The 21,241-nt window shown below is 73.2% G+C and carries 20 protein-coding genes and 2 pseudogenes; 19 read left to right on the plus strand and 3 right to left on the minus strand.

The window, feature by feature from the left end; genetic code table 11:
- Positions 1–114: 114 nt before the first annotated feature.
- On the plus strand, positions 115–1,320 hold the full coding sequence (gene ftsY / locus CRP51_RS21915) for a signal recognition particle-docking protein FtsY (RefSeq protein WP_097233019.1): 1,206 nt from the start codon (positions 115–117) through the stop codon (positions 1,318–1,320).
- A gap of 18 nt (positions 1,321–1,338) precedes the next feature.
- Here the strand turns inward: ftsY and CRP51_RS21920 are convergent, their stop codons facing one another.
- Positions 1,339–2,049 (minus strand): bifunctional DNA primase/polymerase, encoded by a 711-nt coding sequence (locus CRP51_RS21920; RefSeq protein ID WP_097233020.1) that lies wholly within the window; start codon positions 2,047–2,049, stop codon positions 1,339–1,341.
- A gap of 295 nt (positions 2,050–2,344) precedes the next feature.
- Between CRP51_RS21920 and nsdA the strand changes: the two genes are divergently transcribed.
- The 18 genes and pseudogenes from nsdA to CRP51_RS22010 all read left to right on the plus strand — a co-directional run.
- Positions 2,345–3,859 carry a transcriptional repressor NsdA gene (nsdA, locus tag CRP51_RS21925; protein WP_097233021.1) on the plus strand — a complete coding sequence of 505 codons (1,515 nt, stop codon included), beginning with the start codon at positions 2,345–2,347 and terminating at the stop codon, positions 3,857–3,859.
- Between the two features lie 324 nt (positions 3,860–4,183).
- Positions 4,184–5,440 (plus strand): ammonium transporter, encoded by a 1,257-nt coding sequence (locus CRP51_RS21930; protein ID WP_097233022.1) that lies wholly within the window; start codon positions 4,184–4,186, stop codon positions 5,438–5,440.
- A complete protein-coding gene (locus CRP51_RS21935; protein ID WP_097233023.1) occupies positions 5,437–5,775 on the plus strand; it encodes a P-II family nitrogen regulator in 339 nt (112 codons plus the stop codon). Before CRP51_RS21930 ends, CRP51_RS21935 begins: the two co-directional genes overlap by 4 nt.
- Before the next feature lie 40 nt (positions 5,776–5,815).
- Positions 5,816–8,254 (plus strand): [protein-PII] uridylyltransferase, encoded by a 2,439-nt coding sequence (locus tag CRP51_RS21940; RefSeq protein WP_097233024.1) that lies wholly within the window; start codon positions 5,816–5,818, stop codon positions 8,252–8,254.
- Positions 8,255–8,331: 77 nt separating this feature from the next.
- The gene (gene ffh / locus CRP51_RS21945; RefSeq protein WP_097233025.1) at positions 8,332–9,882 is read left to right on the plus strand and encodes a signal recognition particle protein; all 1,551 of its coding nucleotides are present in this window, start codon (positions 8,332–8,334) and stop codon (positions 9,880–9,882) included.
- A 68-nt stretch (positions 9,883–9,950) separates the two neighbouring features.
- A complete protein-coding gene (proS, locus tag CRP51_RS21950) occupies positions 9,951–11,366 on the plus strand; it encodes a proline--tRNA ligase (RefSeq protein ID WP_097233026.1) in 1,416 nt (471 codons plus the stop codon).
- Between the two features lie 83 nt (positions 11,367–11,449).
- Positions 11,450–12,097 carry a hypothetical protein gene (locus CRP51_RS21955; RefSeq protein WP_170970638.1) on the plus strand — a complete coding sequence of 216 codons (648 nt, stop codon included), beginning with the start codon at positions 11,450–11,452 and terminating at the stop codon, positions 12,095–12,097.
- Between the two features lie 149 nt (positions 12,098–12,246).
- A complete protein-coding gene (rpsP, locus tag CRP51_RS21960; protein ID WP_097233028.1) occupies positions 12,247–12,672 on the plus strand; it encodes a 30S ribosomal protein S16 in 426 nt (141 codons plus the stop codon).
- Between the two features lies 1 nt (position 12,673).
- Positions 12,674–12,913 (plus strand): RNA-binding protein, encoded by a 240-nt coding sequence (locus tag CRP51_RS21965; RefSeq protein WP_097233029.1) that lies wholly within the window; start codon positions 12,674–12,676, stop codon positions 12,911–12,913.
- Between the two features lie 119 nt (positions 12,914–13,032).
- Positions 13,033–13,584, plus strand: coding sequence for a ribosome maturation factor RimM (rimM, locus tag CRP51_RS21970; RefSeq protein ID WP_097233030.1), 552 nt, complete (start codon positions 13,033–13,035; stop codon positions 13,582–13,584).
- The gene (gene trmD / locus CRP51_RS21975) at positions 13,581–14,390 is read left to right on the plus strand and encodes a tRNA (guanosine(37)-N1)-methyltransferase TrmD (RefSeq protein ID WP_097233031.1); all 810 of its coding nucleotides are present in this window, start codon (positions 13,581–13,583) and stop codon (positions 14,388–14,390) included. Before rimM ends, trmD begins: the two co-directional genes overlap by 4 nt.
- Before the next feature lie 131 nt (positions 14,391–14,521).
- Positions 14,522–14,869: a 50S ribosomal protein L19 gene (gene rplS, locus CRP51_RS21980; protein ID WP_097233032.1), complete on the plus strand. Its 348-nt coding sequence runs from the start codon at positions 14,522–14,524 to the stop codon at positions 14,867–14,869.
- A 30-nt stretch (positions 14,870–14,899) separates the two neighbouring features.
- A complete protein-coding gene (gene lepB, locus CRP51_RS21985; protein ID WP_097233033.1) occupies positions 14,900–15,613 on the plus strand; it encodes a signal peptidase I in 714 nt (237 codons plus the stop codon).
- Positions 15,606–16,439: pseudogene (gene lepB, locus CRP51_RS30105) on the plus strand (signal peptidase I); the annotation flags it as partial. The gene lepB (CRP51_RS21985) and the pseudogene lepB (CRP51_RS30105), both read left to right, overlap by 8 nt.
- 268 nt (positions 16,440–16,707) lie before the next feature.
- On the plus strand, positions 16,708–17,679 hold the full coding sequence (gene lepB, locus CRP51_RS21995; RefSeq protein ID WP_097233034.1) for a signal peptidase I: 972 nt from the start codon (positions 16,708–16,710) through the stop codon (positions 17,677–17,679).
- 57 nt (positions 17,680–17,736) lie between these two features.
- A complete protein-coding gene (gene lepB / locus CRP51_RS22000) occupies positions 17,737–18,504 on the plus strand; it encodes a signal peptidase I (protein ID WP_097233035.1) in 768 nt (255 codons plus the stop codon).
- 13 nt (positions 18,505–18,517) lie between these two features.
- On the plus strand, positions 18,518–18,853 hold the full coding sequence (locus tag CRP51_RS22005) for a DUF2469 domain-containing protein (protein WP_097233036.1): 336 nt from the start codon (positions 18,518–18,520) through the stop codon (positions 18,851–18,853).
- A gap of 109 nt (positions 18,854–18,962) precedes the next feature.
- Positions 18,963–19,682, plus strand: a pseudogene (locus tag CRP51_RS22010) (murein hydrolase activator EnvC family protein); the annotation flags it as partial.
- Here the strand turns inward: CRP51_RS22010 and CRP51_RS22015 are convergent.
- Positions 19,632–20,285 (minus strand): TetR/AcrR family transcriptional regulator, encoded by a 654-nt coding sequence (locus CRP51_RS22015; RefSeq protein WP_097233101.1) that lies wholly within the window; start codon positions 20,283–20,285, stop codon positions 19,632–19,634. The pseudogene CRP51_RS22010 and the gene CRP51_RS22015 overlap by 51 nt on opposite strands.
- A 73-nt stretch (positions 20,286–20,358) precedes the next feature.
- Positions 20,359–21,210 (minus strand): RNA polymerase sigma factor WhiG, encoded by an 852-nt coding sequence (gene whiG / locus CRP51_RS22020; protein WP_097233037.1) that lies wholly within the window; start codon positions 21,208–21,210, stop codon positions 20,359–20,361.
- Between the last annotated feature and the right edge of the window lie 31 nt (positions 21,211–21,241).

Consider the following 21,241-nt stretch of genomic DNA (forward strand, 5'->3'; position numbering starts at 1 on the left):
GCGCTGGCGCTACCTTAGAGCCCCGACCCGAGAACCACAGCCGAGACCCGGAGCCGGACCCCCCGACCGCTCGCCGCGCGGCCCGGCCGGCGCCGGGCACCACCAAGGGAAACCATGGACACCATTCTCCTCGTCGTCATCATCGCCGTGGTCGCCGTGCTGGCGGTCGCGGGACTGCTCGTCAGCCGCAGGCGCGGGCAGGCGCCGCCGGCCGACCGGGGCGCGGGCGCCACCCGCACCGCGCCGCCCGCCGAGCCGCGGGTGGGGGACGACGCCGCGACGCCGACCGCCGAGGAGCGCAGGACGGTCGAGGACGTCGCGCTGCCCGCCCCCGAGGAGACCGAGGTCGTCGAGGAGCCCGAGGCTCCGGAGATCGAGGTGCCGGAGCCGTCCGCCGGGCGGCTGGTGCGGCTGCGGGCACGGCTGGCACGCTCGCAGAACTCGCTGGGCAAGGGCCTGTTGACGCTGCTGTCCAGGGAGCGCCTGGACGACGACACCTGGGAGGAGATCGAGGACACGCTGCTGACCGCGGACATCGGCGTCGGCCCCACCCAGGAGCTGGTCGAGCGGCTGCGGGAGCGCGTCCGGGTGCTGGGCACGCGCACCCCCGAGGAGCTGCGGGCGCTGCTGCGCGAGGAGTTGCTGAACCAGCTCGACCCGTCGCTGGACCGGGCGGTGCGCACCGAGGGCGGCGTCTCCGACGAGGGTGAGGAACGCCCCGCCGTCGTCATGGTCGTCGGCGTCAACGGCACGGGGAAGACCACCACCACCGGCAAGCTGGCCCGGGTCCTGGTCGCCGACGGCAGGTCGGTCGTGCTGGGCGCGGCCGACACCTTCCGTGCCGCCGCCGCCGACCAGCTCCAGACCTGGGGCCAGCGGGTCGGCGCCCGCACGGTGCGCGGCCCGGAGGGCGGCGACCCGGCGTCGGTCGCGTTCGAGGCGGTGCGCGAGGGCATCGAGGCCACGGCCGACGTGGTGCTCGTCGACACGGCGGGCCGGCTGCACACCAAGACCGGGCTCATGGACGAGCTGGGCAAGGTCAAGCGGGTGGTGGAGAAGCAGGGCCCGGTCAGCGAGGTGCTGCTGGTGCTGGACGCGACCACGGGGCAGAACGGCCTGGTGCAGGCGCGGGTCTTCGCCGAGGTCGTGGAGATCACGGGCATCGCGCTGACCAAGCTGGACGGCACGGCCAAGGGCGGGATCGTGGTCGCGGTCCAGCGCGAGCTGGGCGTCCCGGTCAAGCTGGTCGGTCTGGGCGAGGGCCCGGACGACCTGGCGCCGTTCGAGCCCGAGGCGTTCGTCGACGCGCTGCTCGGCTGAGCGACGGGGCCGGGCCGCTCAGCCGGCCGGCGCCAGCCTGCGGCAGAGGCTGGCCAACGCGCCGAGCAGCGGGTTGGCCCCGGGCGGCACGGCCGCCGTGTCCACGTCGGGTCGGCGCAGCCAGACCACCTCGCCGAGCCCGGCGACCGGCGACGGGGGAGCGGCGATGTGGTCGCCGGGGCCGAGCGCCGTCAGCCGGGGCGGCGGCTCCGGCCAGCCCAACGCGTCGAGCAGGGCGGGCAGTCGGGCCGCGATGCCGGGCGCGACGAGGAACCAGGCGCGGTCGTCGGGGGCGAGCGCCACAGGACCGAGCGGCAGACCGAGCCGGTCCAGCCGCGGCAGCGCGGCGCGGGCCACCGCCTCCGGCACCTGGAGCACGTCGAAGGCGCGCCCGATGGGCAGCAGCGCGGTGGCGCCCGGGGGAGCGGGCCGCGCCTTCGACCAGGCGGCGAGCGCCTCGTCGAGCGGCGTGCCCGCCGTGATCACGCGACCGTGGAGGAGCGGATGCGCCCCCGGCGCCGGGCAGGCGGCACCGCCGCAGGAGCAGACGGGCCGCCGTCTGGCGCCCTTGTCGAGAACGGCGCCCGGCGCCACGTCCCAGCCCCAGAGCCCCACGTACTCGGCGACGGCCGCCTCGATCCGGCCCCGGTCGGCGCCGCGTCCCGCGGCGCGGCGGGCCGGTGGGGGCGGCGCTCCGCGCTCCCGCATACCGCCGATGGTGAAGCCCATGCACACTCCAACGGGTCTGGTCTGCCGAGGTTACGGCCCTCGCCGGCGGCGCCCGGGGCGCACAACTCCCGTCGTGCGCCCCCGAAATGCTTCGCTTCGTTTCACGTCGAGCGGCGTGCGTACCAGTGAATCCTGCGAGGTGGGCGGCAGGATCACCGGGGAGGGGTGGCGAATGGTGGCGATTGGGGTGGCGGCCTCGTCACGCGCGTGATCGTAGGATTACTTTCGGTGCATCGTAGACGGGTTGTCAGCAGGGCCCCGTCAAGGCAGAGAGATCCGGGATCGGAGCGTAAGCGTGGGCGGCAACGGCAGCGGCGGCAACCCCGTCAGGCAGCCGAACGAACGGCTGACGTCGTGGTTCCATCGCAGTGGCTGGTCCAAGGGCGAGCTGGCCAGACAGGTGAACCGACGGGCCAGACAGCTGGGCGCGCACCATGTCAGCACCGACACCTCGCGGGTGCGGCGTTGGCTCGACGGCGAACAGCCGCGGGAGCCGATACCGCGTATCCTCTCCGAGCTGTTCTCCGAACGCTTCGGCTGCGTGGTCAGCGTGGAGGACCTCGGGCTGCGCATGACCCCGCAGGCGGCCGCGGCCTCCGGCGTCGACCTGCCGTGGGCCGGCGGCCAGACGATCGACCTGATCAACGAGTTCTCCCGCAGCGACCTGATGCTCGGGCGGCGCGGCTTCCTCGGCACCTCGCTGACCATGGCGGCCGGCACCTCGTTGATCGAGCCCATGCAGCGCTGGCTGGTGCCCGCCCCCGCCGCCCCCGAGGCCGCCCCGGCGCCCGGCGTCCTCCCGGCCGCCGCCCGGATGCCGGGGGCGGCGGCCGCCGTGACCCGCGCCGGGCTCGACGAGCTCGCCTCCACCACCGCGCAGTTCCGCGTCTGGGACGCGCAGTGCGGCGGCGGGCTGCGCCGCAAGGCGGTGGTGGGGCAGCTCCACGAGGTCACCGAGCTGCTCCAGGAGTCCGCGCACCCGCCGGCGGTGCGGCGCCGTCTCTTCGGGGTCACCGCGGAACTGGCCGACCTGGCCGGGTGGATGAGCTATGACATCGGGCTCCAGCCCACCGCGCAGAAGTACTTCGTGCTGGCGCTGCACGCGGCCAAGGAGGCGGAGGACAGGCCGCTCGGCGCGTACATCCTCTCCCAGATGAGCCGGCAGATGATCCATCTGGGCCGCCCGGAGGACGCGCTGGAGCTGGTGCACCTGGCCCAGTACGGCAGCAGGGAGCAGGCGACGCCGCGCACCCAGGCGCTGCTGTACGCGCTGGAGGCCAGGGCGCACGCCTCCCTCGGACAGCCGCCGCGCTGCCACCGCGCGGTGCGGCTGGCCGAGGACGCGTTCGCCGAGAGCACCCCCGACGACGGGGACCCGGCGTGGCTGGACTTCTTCACGCGCCCCGAGCTGTGCGCCGAGAACGCGCACTCCTACCGGGACCTGGCCTATGTCGCCGGCCGCAGCCCCACCTATGTCAGCCGCGCCCGGCCGCTGATGGAGGAGGCCGTCGCCGGCTTCGCCCGGGACAGCGAACGCCGACCGCACCTCAGCCACCAGCGATCGTATGCACTGGCGCTGATCGGCATGGCCACCGTGCATCTGCTGGCGCGCGAGCCGGAGGAGTGCGTGCGGCTGACCGAGCGCGCGCTGGACCTGGCGAGTCGGCTGCGCTCCGAACGGGTGTCGAACCGGTTGCGCACGACGCTGGCCGCGGTGCGCAGGGAACACGGCGACCTCAGGGCCGCCGCGGGGCTCGCCGAACGGCTCACGGTGGAGCTGCCGGAACGGGAGGCCAGCCGGGCGGGCTGAGCGACCGCCCCCACGACACCGGCCGTGCCCGCCGCCCCGGACAGCCCGACTCGGCTCCCCCGCCAGGTCACCCGGGTGGCACCGGGGCACGGCCGGTTTCCTCTCAATACCGGTGTCGCCGGTGGAGACCACGGTGCCCCCGCCGGGCGGGTCCGCACGCCTGATTCATGGGGGCGTAACCCGCGCGAGGCCATCGTCACGCCCGTGAAACACGGCGCGGCATCGAAGGAAACCCCTCCTGGGAACTCTGTGGCGTATCCCGAACCGACCCCCCGCACCGGTCGTACGCGTGAGGAGAAGCCCACCGTGAGTCCTGAAGAAGCGTTGTCCGCAACAAACGTCGCCTATGTGGTGATATGCGCCGCGATGGTGATGCTCATGACCCCTGGCCTCGCCTTCTTCTACGGCGGCATGGTCCGGGTCAAGAGCGCGCTGAACATGCTGATGATGTCGTTCATCTCGCTCGGCATCGTCAGCCTGCTGTGGGTCCTCTACGGCTACAGCCTCGCCTTCGGCGGCACCAGTCCGGTCATCGGGAACCTGGACTTCATCGGGTTGCGGGACATCTCCGTCGACCAGGGCGAGCTCGTCGCGTTCGTCGCGTTCCAGCTGATGTTCGCCGTGCTCACCCCCGCGCTGATGAGCGGCGCCCTGGCGGACCGGGTGAAGTTCGGCACCTGGGCGCTGTTCGTCGCGCTCTGGGTCACCGTGGTCTACTTCCCGGTCGCCCACTGGGTCTGGGCCGCCGACGAGGGGTGGCTGTTCAACCAGGGCGTGATCGACTTCGCCGGCGGAACCGCGGTGCACATCAACGCCGGCGCCGGCGCGCTGGCCGCCGTTCTCGTCGTGGGCAAGCGGGTCGGCTTCAAGCGCGACCCGATGCGTCCGCACAACCTGCCGATGGTGCTGCTCGGCGCCGCCCTGCTGTGGTTCGGCTGGTTCGGCTTCAACGCCGGCTCCGCGCTGACCACCGGCTCCGGCTCGCCCGCCGCCATGATGGCGCTCAACACCCAGGTCGCCACCGGCGCCGCCGTCGTCGGCTGGCTGGTCTACGAGCGGCTGCGGCACGGCGCGTTCACCACGCTCGGCGCCGCCTCCGGCGCCATCGCCGGCCTGGTCGCGATCACCCCGTCCGGCGCCAACGTCAACCCGATGGGCGCCATCCTCATCGGCCTGGTGGCCGGCGCGCTCTGCGCCTGGGCCGTGAGCTGGAAGTTCAAGCTGGGCTTCGACGACTCCCTCGACGTCGTCGGCGTCCACCTGGTGGGCGGCGTGGTCGGCACCCTGCTGGTCGGCTTCCTGGCCACCGAGGGCGCCGGGCTCGAACAGTTCGGCAAGCAGGCGCTGGGCGCCGTCGCGGTGATGGCCTACTCCTTCGCCGTCACCTACCTGATCGCCCAGCTCCTCCAGCGCACCGTCGGGTTCCGCGCCTCCGAGGAGGACGAGACCGCCGGCCTCGACCTGGCGTACCACGCGGAGACCGGCTACGACTTCAGCCAGGCCGGCTCCGGAACGGTCGCCGGCAGCACGGTCACCGCGCCCGCCGACAGGGCGGCCGGTCAGAAGAAGGTGGACGCATGAAGCTCATCGTCGCGGTGATCAAGCCGCACCGGCTCGACGAGGTCAAGGAGGCCCTCCAGGCGTTCGGAGTCCAGGGCCTGACCGTCACCGAGGCCAGCGGCTACGGCCGCCAGCGCGGCCACACCGAGGTCTACCGGGGCGCGGAGTACACCGTCGACCTGGTGCCCAAGCTGCGCGTCGAGATCCTGGTCGAGGACGACGACGCCGACCAGCTCGTCGAGGTCGTCGTCAAGGCCGCCAGGACCGGCAAGATCGGCGACGGGAAGGTGTGGACCCTCCCGGTCGACACCGCCGTCCGGGTCCGCACCGGGGAACGCGGCCCGGACGCCCTCTGAACGGCCCCCAGCCCACGCACCCCACGGAAGCAGGCACCGCATGACGGCCCCCACCCCCACCACGGGCGCACACGAGGGGCCCGACGGCGGCTATGCCTCGGCCCGGCTGCGCCTCCTCCAGCAGGAGGCGCGGTCCGGGCCCGCCCGTCGTTCCGAGCTCGCCCGCCTCACCGACGACTGGCTCGCCGGGCTGCTGCGCGCCCAACCCCGCGCCGGCCGGGTCGCCCTGGTCGCCGTCGGCGGCTACGGGCGGGGCGAGCTCTCCCCGCGCAGCGACCTCGACCTGCTCCTGCTGCACGACGGGAAGGCGAGGCCCCGGGAGATCGCGGCCGTCGCCGACGGCCTCTGGTACCCGGTGTGGGACCTGGGCCTGGCCCTGGACCACTCCGTGCGCACCGTCGCCCAGGCCCGCGCCACGGCCGCCGACGACCTCCGGGCGCAGCTGGGGCTGCTCGACGCCCGCCACCTCGCCGGCGACGCCGCGCTCACCGCCGAGCTGCGCACCGAACTCCTCGGCCAGTGGCGCTCCGGCGCCCACGCGCGCCTCCCCGCGCTCCGGGAGCTGGGCCGGGAACGGGCCGCACGCCACGGCGAACTGCCCCACCTGCTGGAACCCGACCTCAAGGAGGCCGCCGGCGGGCTGCGGGACGCCACCGCGCTGCGCGCAGTGGCCGCCTCCTGGCTCGCCGACGCCCCGCGCCAGGGGCTTGAGGCGGCCCGCGCCACGCTGCTCGACGTGCGCGACGCACTGCACCTGACCACCGGCCGCGCCACCGAACGGCTCGCCCTCCAGGACCAGGACCAGGTGGCGGCCGCGCTCGGCGCCCTGGACGCCGAGAGCCTGCTGCGCCGCGTCTACGAGGCGGGCCGCACGATCTCCTACGCCTCCGACGTCACCTGGCGCGAGGTCGGCCGGGTGCTGCGCGCCCGCACCGCGCGCCGGCGCTTCGGCCGGCGCGCGGCGCCCGTCGAGCGCCGCGTTCCGCTGGCCGACGGCGTGGTGGAGCAGGACGGCGAGGTCGGCCTGGCCCGCACCGCCAGGCCCGACCGCGACCCGGTGCTGCCGCTGCGCGCCGCCGCTGCGGCCGCCGAGGCCGGCCTGCCGCTGGCGCCGCCCGCGGTCGCCGCGCTGGCCGCCCGACCGGCGGCGCTGCCCGTGCCCTGGCCGGCGGAGGCGCGCGAACAGCTGGTCACGCTGCTCGGCGCCGGGCCCGACACCGTCCCGGTGTGGGAGGCGCTGGAGTCCGGCGGGCTGGTCACCAGGCTGCTGCCCGACTGGGAACGCGTCCGCTGCCGTCCCCAGCGCAACCCCGTGCACCGCTGGACCGTCGACCGGCACCTCGTCGAGACGGCCGTGCGGGCCTCCGCGCTCACCCGCCGGGTGCGCCGCCCCGACCTGCTGCTGGTGGCGGCGCTCCTGCACGACATGGGCAAGGGCTGGCCCGGCGACCACAGCGTGGCCGGCGAGACCATCGCCAGGGACATGGCGACCAGGATCGGCTTCGACACGGCCGACACCGAGACCCTCGCCACGCTGGTCCGCCACCACCTGCTGCTGGTCGAGACCGCCACCCGCCGCGACCTCGACGACCCGGCGACGCTCACGCCCGTCGTCGAGGCGGTGCGCGACCCGCTCACCCTGGAGCTGCTGCACGCGCTCACCGAGGCCGACGCGCTGGCCACCGGCCCCGCGGCCTGGTCGCGTTGGCGCGCCTCGCTGGTCGCCGGGCTGGTCGCGCGCGTCGCCGCCCGCCTCGGCGAGGGACCACCGCCGCCCGCCGAGCCCGGCCCCTCGATCGCCGCGGAACGGCTGGCCGTCGAGGCGTTCCGCACCCACGGCCCCGCCCTCGCGCTGCGCGCCGAGGACGCCGAGGGCCCGGAGCCGCACGCCCCGGTCGGCGTCCAGCTGGACATCGCCCTCCCCGAACGCCCCGGGCTGCTGCCCGCCGTCGCCGGCGTGCTCGCCCTGCACCGGCTCGCCGTGCGCACCGCCAGGGTGCGCTCCCACGATCCCGTGGGCGCCGGGCGGGTGCTGCTCTTCGAGTGGCGGGTGACCGCGGAGTACGGCTCCCCGCCCGCGGCCGAACGGCTCCGCGCCGACCTGGTGCGCGCCCTGGACGGCTCGCTCGCCGTCGGCCGCCGGCTCGCCGAGCGCGAGGCGGCCCAACGCCGCCCGCGCCGCCCCCGCCCCGCGCCCCCGCCCCGCGTGACGGTGGCGCCCGCCGGCTCCCGGCTGGCCACGGTCATCGAGGTCCGCGCCCAGGACGCCCCCGGCCTGCTGCACCGCATCGGCCGCGCCCTGGAGACCGCCGGGGTCCGGGTGCGCAGCGCGCACGTCAGCACCCTGGGCGCCAACGCCGTCGACGCCTTCTACGTGACCACCGCGGACGGCGCCCCGCTGCTCCCGGAACGGGCCGCCGAGCTGGCCCGTGACCTGGAACGGGCCCTCGCCGGCGAGAGCGGTACGCACACGGGCTGACACCTTCCCCCGCCGGGCGGATACGCTGGAGGGCACCGCCGACCAGACCCGCCGACGTGTAAGGATTCGCCAGCGCCGTGTTCGACACACTCTCCGACCGCCTCGCGGCCACGTTCAAGAACCTCAGGGGCAAGGGCCGTCTGAGCGAGGCGGACATCGACGCCACGGCACGCGAGATCCGCATCGCCCTGCTCGAGGCGGACGTCGCCCTCCCCGTGGTGCGCGCCTTCATCAAGCAGGTGAAGGAGCGCGCGCTGGGCGCCGAGGTCTCCAAGGCGCTCAACCCGGCCCAGCAGGTCGTCAAGATCGTCAACGAGGAGCTCGTCGGCATCCTGGGCGGTGAGACCCGCCGGCTGCGCTTCGCCAAGAACCCGCCGACGGTGATCATGCTCGCCGGCCTCCAGGGCGCCGGCAAGACGACCCTCGCCGGCAAGCTCGGCCGCTGGCTCAAGCAGCAGGGCCACACCCCGCTGCTGGTCGCCTGCGACCTGCAACGCCCCAACGCCGTCAACCAGTTGAGCGTCGTCGCCGAGCGCGCCGGGGTGGCGGTCTTCGCCCCCGAGCCGGGCAACGGCGTCGGCGACCCGGTGAAGGTCGCCCAGGACTCCGTGGCGTTCGCCAGGGACAAGCAGCACGACGTGGTGGTCGTCGACACCGCCGGCCGGCTGGGCATCGACGAGGAGCTGATGCGGCAGGCCGCCGACATCAGGGACGCCGTCAGCCCGGACGAGATCCTCTTCGTCGTCGACGCCATGATCGGCCAGGACGCCGTCTCCACCGCCGAGGCGTTCCGGGACGGCGTCGGCTTCGACGGCGTGGTCCTCTCCAAGCTCGACGGTGACGCCCGGGGTGGTGCCGCGCTGTCGATCGCGCAGGTCACCGGGCGTCAGATCATGTTCGCCTCCAACGGCGAGAAGCTCGACGAGTTCGACGCCTTCCACCCCGACCGGATGGCTTCGCGCATCCTCGGCATGGGCGACGTGCTCAGCCTGATCGAGCAGGCGGAGCGCACCTTCAGCCAGCAGGAGGCGGAGAAGCTCGCCAGCAAGCTGGCCAAGGGGCCGAAGGAGTTCACGCTCGACGACTTCCTGTCCCAGATGGAGCAGGTCCGCAAGATGGGCTCCATCTCCAAGCTGCTCGGGATGATGCCGGGCATGGGCCAGATGCGCGACCAGATCAACAACCTGGACGAGCGCGAGGTCGACCGCACCGCCGCCATCATCAAGTCGATGACCCCGGCCGAGCGCGACGACCCGAAGATCATCAACGGCTCGCGCAGGGCCCGCATCGCCAAGGGTTCCGGTGTCGACGTCAGCGCCGTGAAGAACCTGGTGGAGCGGTTCTTCGAGGCCCGCAAGATGATGTCCAAGATGGCCCAGGGCGGCGGCGTCCCCGGGATGCCGGGAATGCCCGGGATGGGCGGCCCCGGCGCCGGCAAGCGCAAGGGCAAGCAGCAGAAGAAGGCCAAGGGCAGGCGCCGTTCCGGCAACCCGATGAAGCGTCAGGCCGAGGCGGAGTCCGGCGGCCGTTCCCAGGAGGGCGACGCCTTCGGCATCCCGGGCGCGGGCCAGGACCCGGGCGACTTCGAACTGCCCAAGGAGTTCCGGGACATCCTCCCGCCGAAGTGACCCACCGGGGGAGCGGGCCGGGAGAACCGATTCACGCTCCCGGCCCGTTCCCCCGTACCATCGGCGCCATGGCAAAGGCTCCCGTACTCACCCCCCAGGCGGAGGACTTCCCCCGCTGGTACCAGGACGTGATCAGCAAGGCCGAGCTGGCCGACAACGGGCCGGTCCGCGGCACCATGGTCATCCGACCGTACGGCTACGGTCTCTGGGAGCGGATGCAGGCGGAGCTGGACACCCGGATCAAGGCGACCGGCGCGCGCAACGCCTACTTCCCGCTGCTGATCCCGCAGTCGTACCTGGCCAAGGAGGCCGAGCACGTCGACGGCTTCGCCCCCGAGCTGGCCGTGGTCACCCACGGCGGCGGCAAGCAGCTGGAGGAGCCGGCGGTCGTCCGCCCCACGTCCGAGACCATCATCAACGAGTACTTCGCGAAGTGGGTGCAGAGCTACCGCGACCTGCCGCTGCTGATCAACCAGTGGGCCAACGTGGTCCGTTGGGAGATGCGGCCGCGGGTCTTCCTGCGCACCAGCGAGTTCCTCTGGCAGGAGGGGCACACCGCCCACGCCAGCTACGAGGACGCCCGCGACTTCGCCTCGCTGATCCACACCGACGTCTACGCCGACGTGATGGTCAACGTGCTCGGCATCGACGTGGTGCTGGGCCGCAAGACGCCCTCCGAGCGCTTCGCCGGCGCGATCAACACCCTGACGCTGGAGGCCATGATGGCCGACGGCAAGGCGCTCCAGATGGGCACCAGCCACGAGCTGGGCCAGAACTTCGCCCGCGCCTTCGACACCCGCTTCCTCGGGAAGGACGGCGAACGCGACCTGGTCTGGCAGACCTCCTGGGGCGCCTCGACCCGCATGGTCGGCGGTCTGATCATGTCCCACGGCGACGACAACGGTCTGCGCGTGCCGCCCCGGCTCGCCGCCGTCCAGGCCGTCGTGCTGGCGATCAAGGGCGACGACGCGGTGGTCACCCGGGTCCGCGAGATCGGCGCCCAGCTGGCCGCCGCCGGCGTCCGCGTCGAGGTGGACGACCGCACCGACATCCCGTTCGGCCGTCGCGCGGTCGACTGGGAGCTGAAGGGCGTGCCGATCCGCGTCGAGGTCGGGCCGCGCGACCTGGAGGCGGGCACCGCGATGCTGGCGCGGCGCGTTCCCGGCGGCAAGGAGCCGGTCGCGATCGACGCGCTGCCCACCGTGGTCCCGACCGCGCTGGAGGAGGACCAGGAGCTGCTGCTGCGGCAGTCGCGGGAGCGCAGGGAGAGCCGCACCTTCGACGTGCGGACCCTGGACGAGGCCGCCGAGGCGGCGAAGTCCGGCGGCTGGGCGCGGCTGCCGTGGTCGGAGGTCGGCGCGGAGGGCGAGAAGCGCCTTGCCGAGGACGCCGTCACCGTGCGCTGCCTGGTCGCCGAGGACGGCTCCGTGCCGACCTCGGACGACGCCCCCGGCACGCTGGCCGTGGTGGGCCGCTCCTACTGAGCCCCGGCCCGGGGGCGGTGCCCGCCGCCCCCGGGCCCTCGTGTGTGCGCTACGAACTGACGGGTAAGTGCAAATTCGCGGACTTGCCCCGGAATCGGAACACAGCGGGGGCATCGCTCGTTATCCACGACGTGAGCACGACACCACCAGTTCTCGCCGCCGAGCTGGCACACGCGTGGGCCGACATCCAGAGGCACCACCCGGAGCTGCCGGACCTGGCCGCGCCCGAATCCCTGATCGGAGAGTCCTCGTCGGCCTGCGGCGCCGAGCTCTCCTTCGAACGACTGCTGCACGAGGCGGTGCACGGCATCGCCGCCGCCCGGGGGGTCAGGGACACCTCTCGCGCGGGGCGCTACCACAACCGCAGGTTCCTCGCGATCGCCGAGGAGCTCGGGCTCGACCACCCCGAGGAGCCGCACCCCAGCAGCGGTTTCTCGCTGGTCACCGTCAGCCCGGAGACCAAGCGCCGCTACCGGCTCACCGCCGAGCGGCTCCAGCGCGCCCTCAAGGCGCACCTGGCCGCGACGGCCAGCGACACCAAGCGCAGCTTCCGCGGCCCGGCCGCCCGCCACGGTTCCTCCGGCGGTGGGGTCCGCGTCAAGGCCGTCTGCGACTGCGGTCGGAACGTCCGGGTGGTGCCCTCGGTGCTGGCCCAGGCCCCGATCATGTGCGGCGCCTGCAAGACGCCCTTCCAGATCGTGGAAGCGGTGACCGTGGCGGCCTCCTCCTGAGCGGCTGTGGCAGAATGGTCCGCTGAACTCGACAGTCGCCAGGAACCCTCTCTCCCTCGGCTGCCGCAGTCCACCGGGCCTCGGCCGGCCGCATCCCCACGCGGCGCGGACGGGCTCACCACGTCAATCACGCAGGAGACACCACACCCGTGGCAGTCAAGATCAAGCTGAAGCGTCTGGGCAAGATCCGTTCGCCTCACTACCGCATCATCGTCGCCGACGCACGTACCCGCCGGGACGGTCGGGCCATCGAGGAGATCGGCCTGTACCACCCGGTGCAGAACCCGTCGCGCATCGAGGTCGACTCGGACCGCGTGCAGCACTGGCTGAGCGTCGGTGCCCAGCCGACGGAGGCCGTGCTCGGCATCCTCAAGGCGACCGGCGACTGGCAGAAGTTCCGTGGTCTGCCGGCCCCGCCGCCCCTGAAGGAGCCCGCCGTCCGCCCCGACCGCCGCGCCGCCTTCGAGGCCGCCGCCAAGGAGTCGGGTGGCGAGCCGAAGGGCGAGGCCATCACCCCCAAGGCGAAGAAGGCCGAGAAGAAGGCCGAGGCACCGGCCGAGTCCTCCGAGGGCTGAGATGCTTGAGGAGGCCCTGGAGCACCTGGTGAAGGGCATCGTCGACAATCCCGACGAGGTCCAGGTCGCCTCGCGCACTCTGCGCCGGGGCCGTGTGCTGGAGGTCCGGGTGCATCCCGAGGACCTCGGCAAGGTGATCGGCCGCAACGGCCGCACCGCGCGTTCGCTGCGCACGGTCGTGGGCGCGCTCGGGGGCAAGGGCATCCGTGTCGACCTGGTCGACGCGGACGAGGTCCGCTGAGAGCGTCACATGGCATCACCGTGAGGGCCGGGTGCGGTTCGCCGCACCCGGCCCTCACGCGTGCCGCCCCGCCATCCGCGGGTCCCCGACCCGCCACCACGTGAGGAACGAAGAGCACAGTGCAACTGGTCGTCGCGCGCGTGGGCCGCGCCCACGGGATCAAGGGCGAGGTCACCGTCGAGGTGCGCACCGACGAGCCCGAACTGCGGCTGGCCCCCGGCGAGGTCCTGACCACCGAGCCGGCCGGCGTCGGCCCGCTGACCGTCGAGAGCGGCCGGGTGCACGGCGGCCGCCTGCTGCTGCGGTTCGCCGGCGTCGGCTCCCGCGACGCGGCCGAGGCGCTCCGGAACACCCTGCTGGTCGCCGAGGTGGACCCCGACCAACTCCCGGACGACCCCGAGGAGTTCTACGACCACCAGCTGGTCGGGCTGACCGTGGTCACCGCGCGCGGTGGGGCGGAGGTCGGCACCGTGCGCGAGGTGTCCCATCTGCCGGGGCAGGACCTGCTGGTGGTGGCCGGGCCCGAGGGCGGCGAGGTGTTCGTCCCCTTCGTGGAGGCGATCGTGCCCGAGGTCGACCTGGAGCGCGGCCGGGTGGTCGTCGACCCGCCGCCCGGACTGCTGGAGCTGGACGGGCAGGGTTCGGCGGCGGAGCCGGGGGCCGGCGCGTGAGGCTGGACGTCGTCACCATCTTCCCCGAGTACCTGGAGCCGTTGAACGTCTCCCTCGTCGGCAAGGCGCGCGCCCGGGGCCAGCTCGACGTCCGCGTCCACGACCTGCGCGCCCACACCCACGACCGGCACCACACGGTCGACGACACTCCCTACGGCGGCGGGCCGGGCATGGTCATGAAGCCCGAGCCCTGGGGCGAGGCGCTGGACGCCGTGCTGGCCTCGGGCGAGGGGCGTCCCGTGATGGTCGTGCCGACGCCGAGCGGGCGGCCGTTCACCCAGGAGCTGGCCGTCGAGCTGGCCCGTGAACCCTGGCTGGTCTTCACCCCGGCGCGGTACGAGGGGATCGACCGACGGGTGATCGAGGAGTACGGCGCGCGGCTGGACGTGCGGGAGCTGTCTGTCGGCGACTACGTGCTGGCCGGGGGCGAGGCGCCGGTGCTGGTGATGGTCGAGGCCATCGCGCGGCTGCTCCCCGGGGTGCTGGGCAACGCGGACTCGCACCGGGACGACTCGTTCGCGCCAGGGGCGATGGCCGAGCTGCTGGAGGGGCCGGTCTACACCAAGCCGCCCGAGTGGCGCGGCAGGACCGTGCCCGAGGTGCTGAGCAGCGGCCACCACGGGCGCGTCGCCCGTTGGCGCAGGGACGAGGCGCTGCGGCGCACCAGCGCCCACCGTCCCGATCTGATCACCGGGCGCGGCCCCGAGGGCTTCGACAGGCACGACCGCGCGACCCTGGCCGAACTGGGCTGGCGGGAGGACGCGGACGGCCGATTTTGGCGGGCGCCCGAGGCCGTGGAAGAATAGGCCGCTGGCTCACGCCGGGCGTGCGACCCCGCCACAGGGGGACCGACGCCGCCGGGCGTCGCGCCGCACCACACCCACTTCTCGACGTTCCGCCGATGACCTGTGGCATCGGGCGAGGAAAGCAGCAGGCCATGAACCTCCTGGACAGCATCGACAGCGCCTCCCTGCGCGAGGACGTCCCCGACTTCCGCCCGGGTGACACCGTCAACGTCCACGTCCGCGTCATCGAGGGCAACCGCTCCCGTGTGCAGCAGTTCAAGGGCGTGGTCATCCGTCGCCAGGGCTCCGGCGTGCGGGAGACCTTCACGGTCCGCAAGATCAGCTTCGGCGTCGGCGTCGAGCGCACCTTCCCGGTCCACACCCCCGTGGCGGAGAAGATCGAGGTCGTGACCCGCGGTGACGTCCGCCGCGCCAAGCTCTACTACCTGCGCAACCTGCGCGGCAAGGCCGCCAAGATCAAGGAGAAGCGGGAGAACTGACCTCCCCTCGCGGGCGGTTAGCATCTCCGCGTGACCGACTCCGACGCGGGGGCCTCCTCCGAACCACCCGAGCGCGACCAGCCCTCAGACTCACCGAAGTCCCGCAGGCGCTGGCCGCGCTCGGCCCGTTTCTGGCTGTCGGTGGCGTTGGCTACCGTGGTGGTGACCTCCCTGGTCAGCCGGTTCGTGGTGCAGCCCTTCGTGATCCCCAGCGGGTCCATGGAGGGCACGCTGCGGGTGGGGGACCGGGTACTGGTCAACAAGCTGGCCTACAGCTTCGGCGGCGAGGTGGAACGGGGGGACATCGTGGTCTTCGACGGCGCGGGTTCCTTCGTCGCCCAGGAGCCCGATCCGGGGCCGTTGGAGCGGCTGTTGCGCACCGCGGCGGGCGCCGTGGGGCTGGCCAGCTCGTCCGACACGGACTTCGTGAAGCGGGTGATCGGGATCGGTGGGGACCGGGTGCGCTGTTGCGACGACGAGGGGCGGATCGAGGTCAACGGCGAGCCCCTGGAGGAGCCATATCTGCATCCGGGGGACAAACCTTCGAATGTCAGGTTTGATATTCGAGTGCCCGAGGGACGGTTGTGGGTAATGGGCGACCACCGTTCTGACTCGGCGGACTCCAGGGAGTATCTGGGCTCCCCGGGGGGTGGCACTGTCCCTGAGGACAAGGTCATCGGCCGCGCGGACTGGGTCGGTTGGCCCGTGGGGCGCTGGACGTCGCTCCGGTCGGACCATGGGTGAGCGAGGCCGTCCGCGCGGGCGCCGGGGTGATCGCCCGGAGCGCGCCGCGGGGCGGGGGCACGAGCGACCCGACTCCGGGGCGGCCCAGGGCGCGCCCGGCGCGGGGGCGTCGTCGGACGAGGCGGACCAGGAGCGGTGGGGACGGCACGCGGCCTCGCGGGGCGCGCCCCGCGAGGAGCCGGGGGACGAGCCCGCCGCGACGCTGCGCGGCCCCGGCGAGGGGCGGGCGGCCCGCCGCCGCGCGGCCAAGCGCATCAAGCGCCGCAGGCGGCTGCGCGCCACCCGTGAGATACCGATACTCATCGGCACCGCGCTGCTGATAGCGCTGGTGCTGAAGACGTTTCTGGTGCAGGCGTTCGTGATCCCCTCCGGTTCGATGGAGGAGACGATCAAGATCGACGACCGGGTGCTGGTGGACAAGCTCACCCCGTGGTTCGGCTGGAAGCCCGACCGGGGGGATGTCGTGGTCTTCAGGGACCCGGGCGGTTGGCTCGCCTCCGAGGGGGCCGAGACCACGGAGAGCGAACTGCCGGTCGGGATCGAGCAGGGGCGGGACTTTCTGACCTGGATCGGTCTGCTGCCGTCGCAGGACGATCAGGATCTGATCAAGCGGGTGATCGCCGTCGGTGGTGACACCGTGGTCTGCTGCGACGACTCCGGCCGGATCACGGTCAACGGCGCGGCGTTGGACGAGCCCTATCTCTACCCGGGGAACCCTCCCTCGCAGATCGAGTTCGAGGTGACCGTCCCGGAGGAGCGCCTCTTCGTGATGGGCGACCACCGGTCGAACTCGGCCGACTCCCGCTATCACCTGGACGACGAGGGGCAGGGTACGGTACCCGAGAGCCTGGTCGTGGGCCGGGCCATGGTGATCGCCTGGCCCTTCGGACACTGGCAGCGGCTGGGCGACGCCGAGGCGTTCGCCGGGGTCCCCGACCCCGGCACGGGCACGGTCAACGCCCGGGGGCCCACCGAGGCGAAGGAAAACCCACCACTGCCGATCCCTGCGGAACTCCCGCTCGTTATGGGTGTGGTGGGCCTGTTGCGGCCCTCGGACCGGTCAACGCGGAGCGTGAGGAGTGGATGTGGGGGATGTGGCGGTGGGTGCGCGATCCAACGCGGAGGAGCCGGAGGACCGTCCGGTGAGTCCGACTGGCGACGTGCCCGGCGATGGCACCCCCGACTCGGGATCGGCCGCCGGCGCCGGCGAAGACGGCGCGCGGGAGGCTGCCGGGGCGCCGGAGGAGAAGCCGGAGCAGAAGAAGGCGGAGGAGGGCGGGCGTAAGCACCGTTCCTTCTGGAAGGAGCTGCCGATCCTGATCGGGATCGCCGTGGTGCTGGCCCTGTTCATCAAGACGTTCCTGGTGCAGGCCTTCTCGATCCCGTCGGACTCGATGCAGAACACCCTCCAGCGGGGCGACCGGGTGCTGGTGGACAAGCTCACCCCGTGGTTCGGCTCCACGCCGGAGCGCGGGGAGGTCGTCGTCTTCGAGGACCCGGGCGGCTGGCTCGGCGACTCCCCGTCCAGCGGCGGGTTCGGTGCGGCCGTGCAGGACGCGTTGAGCACGATCGGGCTGATGCCGTCCTCCGAGGACAAGGACCTGATCAAGCGCGTCATCGCGGTCGGCGGCGACACCGTGGAGTGCCACAAGGGCGGCCCGGTCCTGGTGAACGGCGAGGCCGTCGACGAGAGCGACTACCTCTACCCGGGGAACAGCGCGTGCGACGATCGTCCGTTCGGGCCGATCGAGGTGCCCGAGGGGCGGCTGTGGGTCATGGGCGATCACCGGCAGGACTCGCTGGACTCCCGCTACCACCAGAACCTGGCCGGTCAGGGCACGGTCTCCGAGGACGACGTGGTGGGGCGCGCCGTCGTCATCGCCTGGCCGGTGACCCGTTGGGGGACGCTGCCGGTGCCGGGTTCCTTCGACGCGCTGGCCGGGCCGGCTGCGGTGGGAGCCCCGGGCGCGGTCGCGCTGGTGGGTGCCGTTCCGCTGGTGCTCTGGCGCCGCCGACTGGCCGCCTCGGCGGCCGGGCGGATCGATATGCGGGGCCCCGCGGGCTGATCGGAACCGCCCCGATGGGTAGGGTCACCCTCTGAGAGCAATCAGGAGGGGGCATCGATGAGCGGGACGTCGCGCCGTGGCGGGCGGGTCGGCCGCACGTTGTCCAGCGTGGCCGTGGGCCTGGGGTGCGTGCTGTTCCTTGGTGGCTTCGTGCTGGCCGCCTTCCTGTACCAGCCGTACACGGTGCCGACCAACTCGATGGCTCCCTCCGTCTCCTCGGGTGATCGGGTGCTCGCCGAGCGCATCGAGGGCCACGAGGTGCGGCGGGGCGACGTGGTCGTCTTCCGGAGCTCCGACTGGGGCGACCTCCCGATGGTCAAGCGCGTCGTCGGCGTCGGAGGCGACACCGTGGCCTGCTGTGACGACGCCGGCCGGCTGCTGGTGAACGGCGAGCCGATCGAGGAGCCCTATCTCGACGAGAGCGAACGAGTCGCCTCGCCGACCGGTTTTGATACCGAGGTGCCCGAGGGCGAGCTCTTCCTCATGGGGGATGACCGTTCGGACTCGCTGGACTCCCGGAGCCTGCTGGCGGAGGGCGAGCCGGGGACGGTGCCGAGGGATGCCGTCTCCGGGCGGGTGACGGCCACGGTGTGGCCGCTGGACCGGATCGGTTCGCTGTCGGAGGCGAAAGGATTCGCCGATCAGCCGGGCGGCATCTCGGGGACCGGGCCGTTCTGGCTGCTGGTCTGGGCGACCGGCGGCGGTGCCGTGCTGATCATCGCCGGCGGCCTGTACGGACCCGTGGTCCGGCTGACCTCGCGAGGCCGCCGCCGCGATGGCGTGCGCTCGTCCTCGGTGACGCACAATGAGGGAACGCACGGCTGAAGGGGATCACGCCATGAGTGCCGAGGACCTCGAAAAGTACGAGACCGAGATGGAGCTGAAGCTCTACCGGGAGTACCGCGACGTGGTCGGGCTGTTCACTTACGTGATCGAAACCGAGCGCCGGTTCTATCTCACCAATGACTACGAGATGCAGGTCCACTCGGTGCAGGGCGAGGTGTTCTTCGAGGTCAGCATGGCCGACGCCTGGGTGTGGGACATGTATCGGCCGGCGCGCTTCGTCAAGCGCGTGCGGGTGCTCACATTCAAGGATGTGAACATCGAGGAGCTGAATCGCAGCGAACTGGACCTCCCCGAAGACTCCGGCTTCAGGGGCGGGCGCGGGGGCTGACGCTTCCGTTTCACCCTGGTGGGTGAGCAGTTTCCGGCCAGTGCCCGGGTTATCCACAGATTTGCGTTCTCGTCCCCTTCGGTGCGCGAAAGCTGCCAGGCTTCCGGCCATGAGATCCCTCACGGCCGTTGTGTCGAAGGGTGCCCTCGTGGCCCTGCTGACGCTGGCTCTCCTCTGCCCGGCCCTGCTGCCGGCCTCGCCCTCGTACTCGTCTCCGCGACCGTCGCCGTCGTTCGCCCCGGCGTCGGTTCCTGAGACGTCGGTTCCTGGGACGTTGTTCGAGGGGGCGTCGTTCCCCGGGGCGCCGTTCGAGGGAGGCCCCGAGGGCGAAGCGGCCCGATCGGCCGAGCCGGGGGCCTCAGGCTCGGGGGCGGCACGCTGGCCGGTGCCCGGCGTGGTCGGGGGCGCGAGGCCGACGGTGACGCGCGGCTTCGAGCCTCCCCCCGCGCCCTGGGCGCCGGGACATCGCGGTGTCGATCTGGCCACCGCCCCCGGCGCCACGGTCCGCGCGGCGGCGGAGGGGCGCGTGACATTCGCCGGCCGGGTCGCCGGGCGCGGGGCGGTCACCGTGGAGCTGTCCGGTACCGGTCAGCCACCGCTGCGGCTGACCCACGAGCCGGTCGAGCCGCTGGTGGGGGAGGGGGACCGGGTGCGGGCGGGTGACCCGCTGGGAGTGCTGGCGGACGGGCCATGGCACTGCGCCGAGCCGTGCCTGCACTGGGGGCTGCTGAGGGGCGCGGCCTATCTGGACCCGCTCTCGCTGCTGCCGGAGCGGCTGCTACGCCGGGGCCCCGCCCGGCTCCTCCCGGTGTCCGGCGTCCCCGAGCCCACGGGCGGACTGCGCGTCGAGGGCTCCGGGGGCGACGGGACCCACGCCGGCGACCCCGTCGAGGACGAAGGCGACGGCCAGCTCGGCGACCCGCTCCGGCGGGGGCGCCCCGGGGCCGGAGGTGGCGGCGGCCACGGCCGCGTCCACCACGCCGCGCAGCAGCCCGGCGACCGTGGCCGGCTCCCGGTGGCCCCACTCCCGCAGCACGGAGACGACCAGCTCGGCCAGCTCCCCGTGGGCGGCCCTGATCCCGGCCCTGGTCGTGTCGTCCAACTCGCTGGCGGAGATCGCCACCACCGCCTGGTGCCTCCGGTCGGTCGCCAGCGCCAACTGCGCGCGCACATAGGCGCCGAGCTTCGCCCGTGGGGTGTCGGCGGCGTCCATGGCGGCCGACACCTCGGCGGCCCAGAGCGGGAAGTCGTTGGCGCACAGCTCGGCGACCAGGGCCGCGCGTGAGGGGAAGTACTCGTAGACGGAGGAGCGGGCCAGGCCCGTCCGCCCGGCCAGCGCGGCGAACGTCAGCGCCTTCGCGCCGCCCTCGACCAGCAGGACACGGGCCGCGTCGAGCAGGGCGGCCCGCCGCATCGCGCGATGCTCGGCCACCGTGGCCGCTTCGATCCTGGGCACCCCTCCACTCTAGGGCGTGGCCGCCCGCGCGGAGGGCGTCCCGGCCTGGTCAGCCCCGCACGTCGGCGAGCTTGGCTCGCAGCTGCAACACGGACTTGGTGTGGATCTGGCTCACCCTGCTCTCCGTGACGCCCAGCACCGCGCCGATCTCCGCCAGTGTCAGGCCCTCGTAGTAGTAGAGGGTCACCACCGTCTTCTCCCGGTCGGGGAGCGTGTTGACCGCGCGGGCCAGCAGCCGGCGCAGCTCACGGTCCTCCGCCACCTCGACCGGGTTGTCGGCCGCGGTGTCCTCCAGGGTGTCCATCAGGCTCAGCCGGTCGCCCCCGCCTTCGCCCGCGTGCAGCAGCTCCTCCAGCGCCACCACGTTGGCCAGGGACAACTGGCTGAACACCCCGTGCAGTTCCTCCAGGGTGACGTCCATCTCCTTGGCCACCTCGGGCTCCGTGGGCGTGCGCCGCAGCGAGGCCTCCAGCGTCGCGTAGGCGCGCTCGATGGCGCGGGCCTTCTGCCGGACCGAGCGGGGGATCCAGTCCAACGCGCGCAGCTCGTCGATCATCGCGCCCCGGATGCGGGTGATCGCATAGGTCTCGAACTTGATCGAGCGCGTCGGATCGAACTTCTCGATCGCGTCGATCAGCCCGAACACCCCGGAGGAGACGAAGTCCGCCTGCTCGACGTTGGGCGGGAGCCCGACGCTGACCCGCCCCGCCACGTACTTCACCAGCGGCGAGTAGTGGAGGATCAACTGCTCGCGCAGCCGTTCGTCACCGGAGGACTTGTAGGCACGCCACAGCTCGTCGAGCGCGGAGGGCGCGGCGGGCGCCGAGGGGGTCATGGCGCCCTCCGCCGCGTCCGGTGCAGCCTGGGCCACCTGCCAGGGCCCGGGGGAGTGCTGGGGCATACGTCGTCATGAGCCGTTCTGCGGGGGGTCC

This window comes from Streptomyces zhaozhouensis, assembly GCF_900230195.1.
GTDB lineage: Bacteria > Actinomycetota > Actinomycetes > Streptomycetales > Streptomycetaceae > Streptomyces > Streptomyces zhaozhouensis.

Coding starts and splice junctions, on each gene's coding strand:
- ftsY (WP_097233019.1), top strand. CDS start 115: ATGGACACCATTCTCCTCGTCGTCATCATCGCCGTGGTCGCCGTGCTG.
- CRP51_RS21920 (WP_097233020.1), bottom strand. CDS start 2,049: ATGGGCTTCACCATCGGCGGTATGCGGGAGCGCGGAGCGCCGCCCCCA.
- CRP51_RS21935 (WP_097233023.1), top strand. CDS start 5,437: ATGAAGCTCATCGTCGCGGTGATCAAGCCGCACCGGCTCGACGAGGTC.
- CRP51_RS21940 (WP_097233024.1), top strand. CDS start 5,816: ATGACGGCCCCCACCCCCACCACGGGCGCACACGAGGGGCCCGACGGC.
- proS (WP_097233026.1), top strand. CDS start 9,951: ATGGCAAAGGCTCCCGTACTCACCCCCCAGGCGGAGGACTTCCCCCGC.
- CRP51_RS21965 (WP_097233029.1), top strand. CDS start 12,674: ATGCTTGAGGAGGCCCTGGAGCACCTGGTGAAGGGCATCGTCGACAAT.
- rplS (WP_097233032.1), top strand. CDS start 14,522: ATGAACCTCCTGGACAGCATCGACAGCGCCTCCCTGCGCGAGGACGTC.
- lepB (WP_097233035.1), top strand. CDS start 17,737: ATGAGCGGGACGTCGCGCCGTGGCGGGCGGGTCGGCCGCACGTTGTCC.
- CRP51_RS22005 (WP_097233036.1), top strand. CDS start 18,518: ATGAGTGCCGAGGACCTCGAAAAGTACGAGACCGAGATGGAGCTGAAG.
- whiG (WP_097233037.1), bottom strand. CDS start 21,210: ATGCCCCAGCACTCCCCCGGGCCCTGGCAGGTGGCCCAGGCTGCACCG.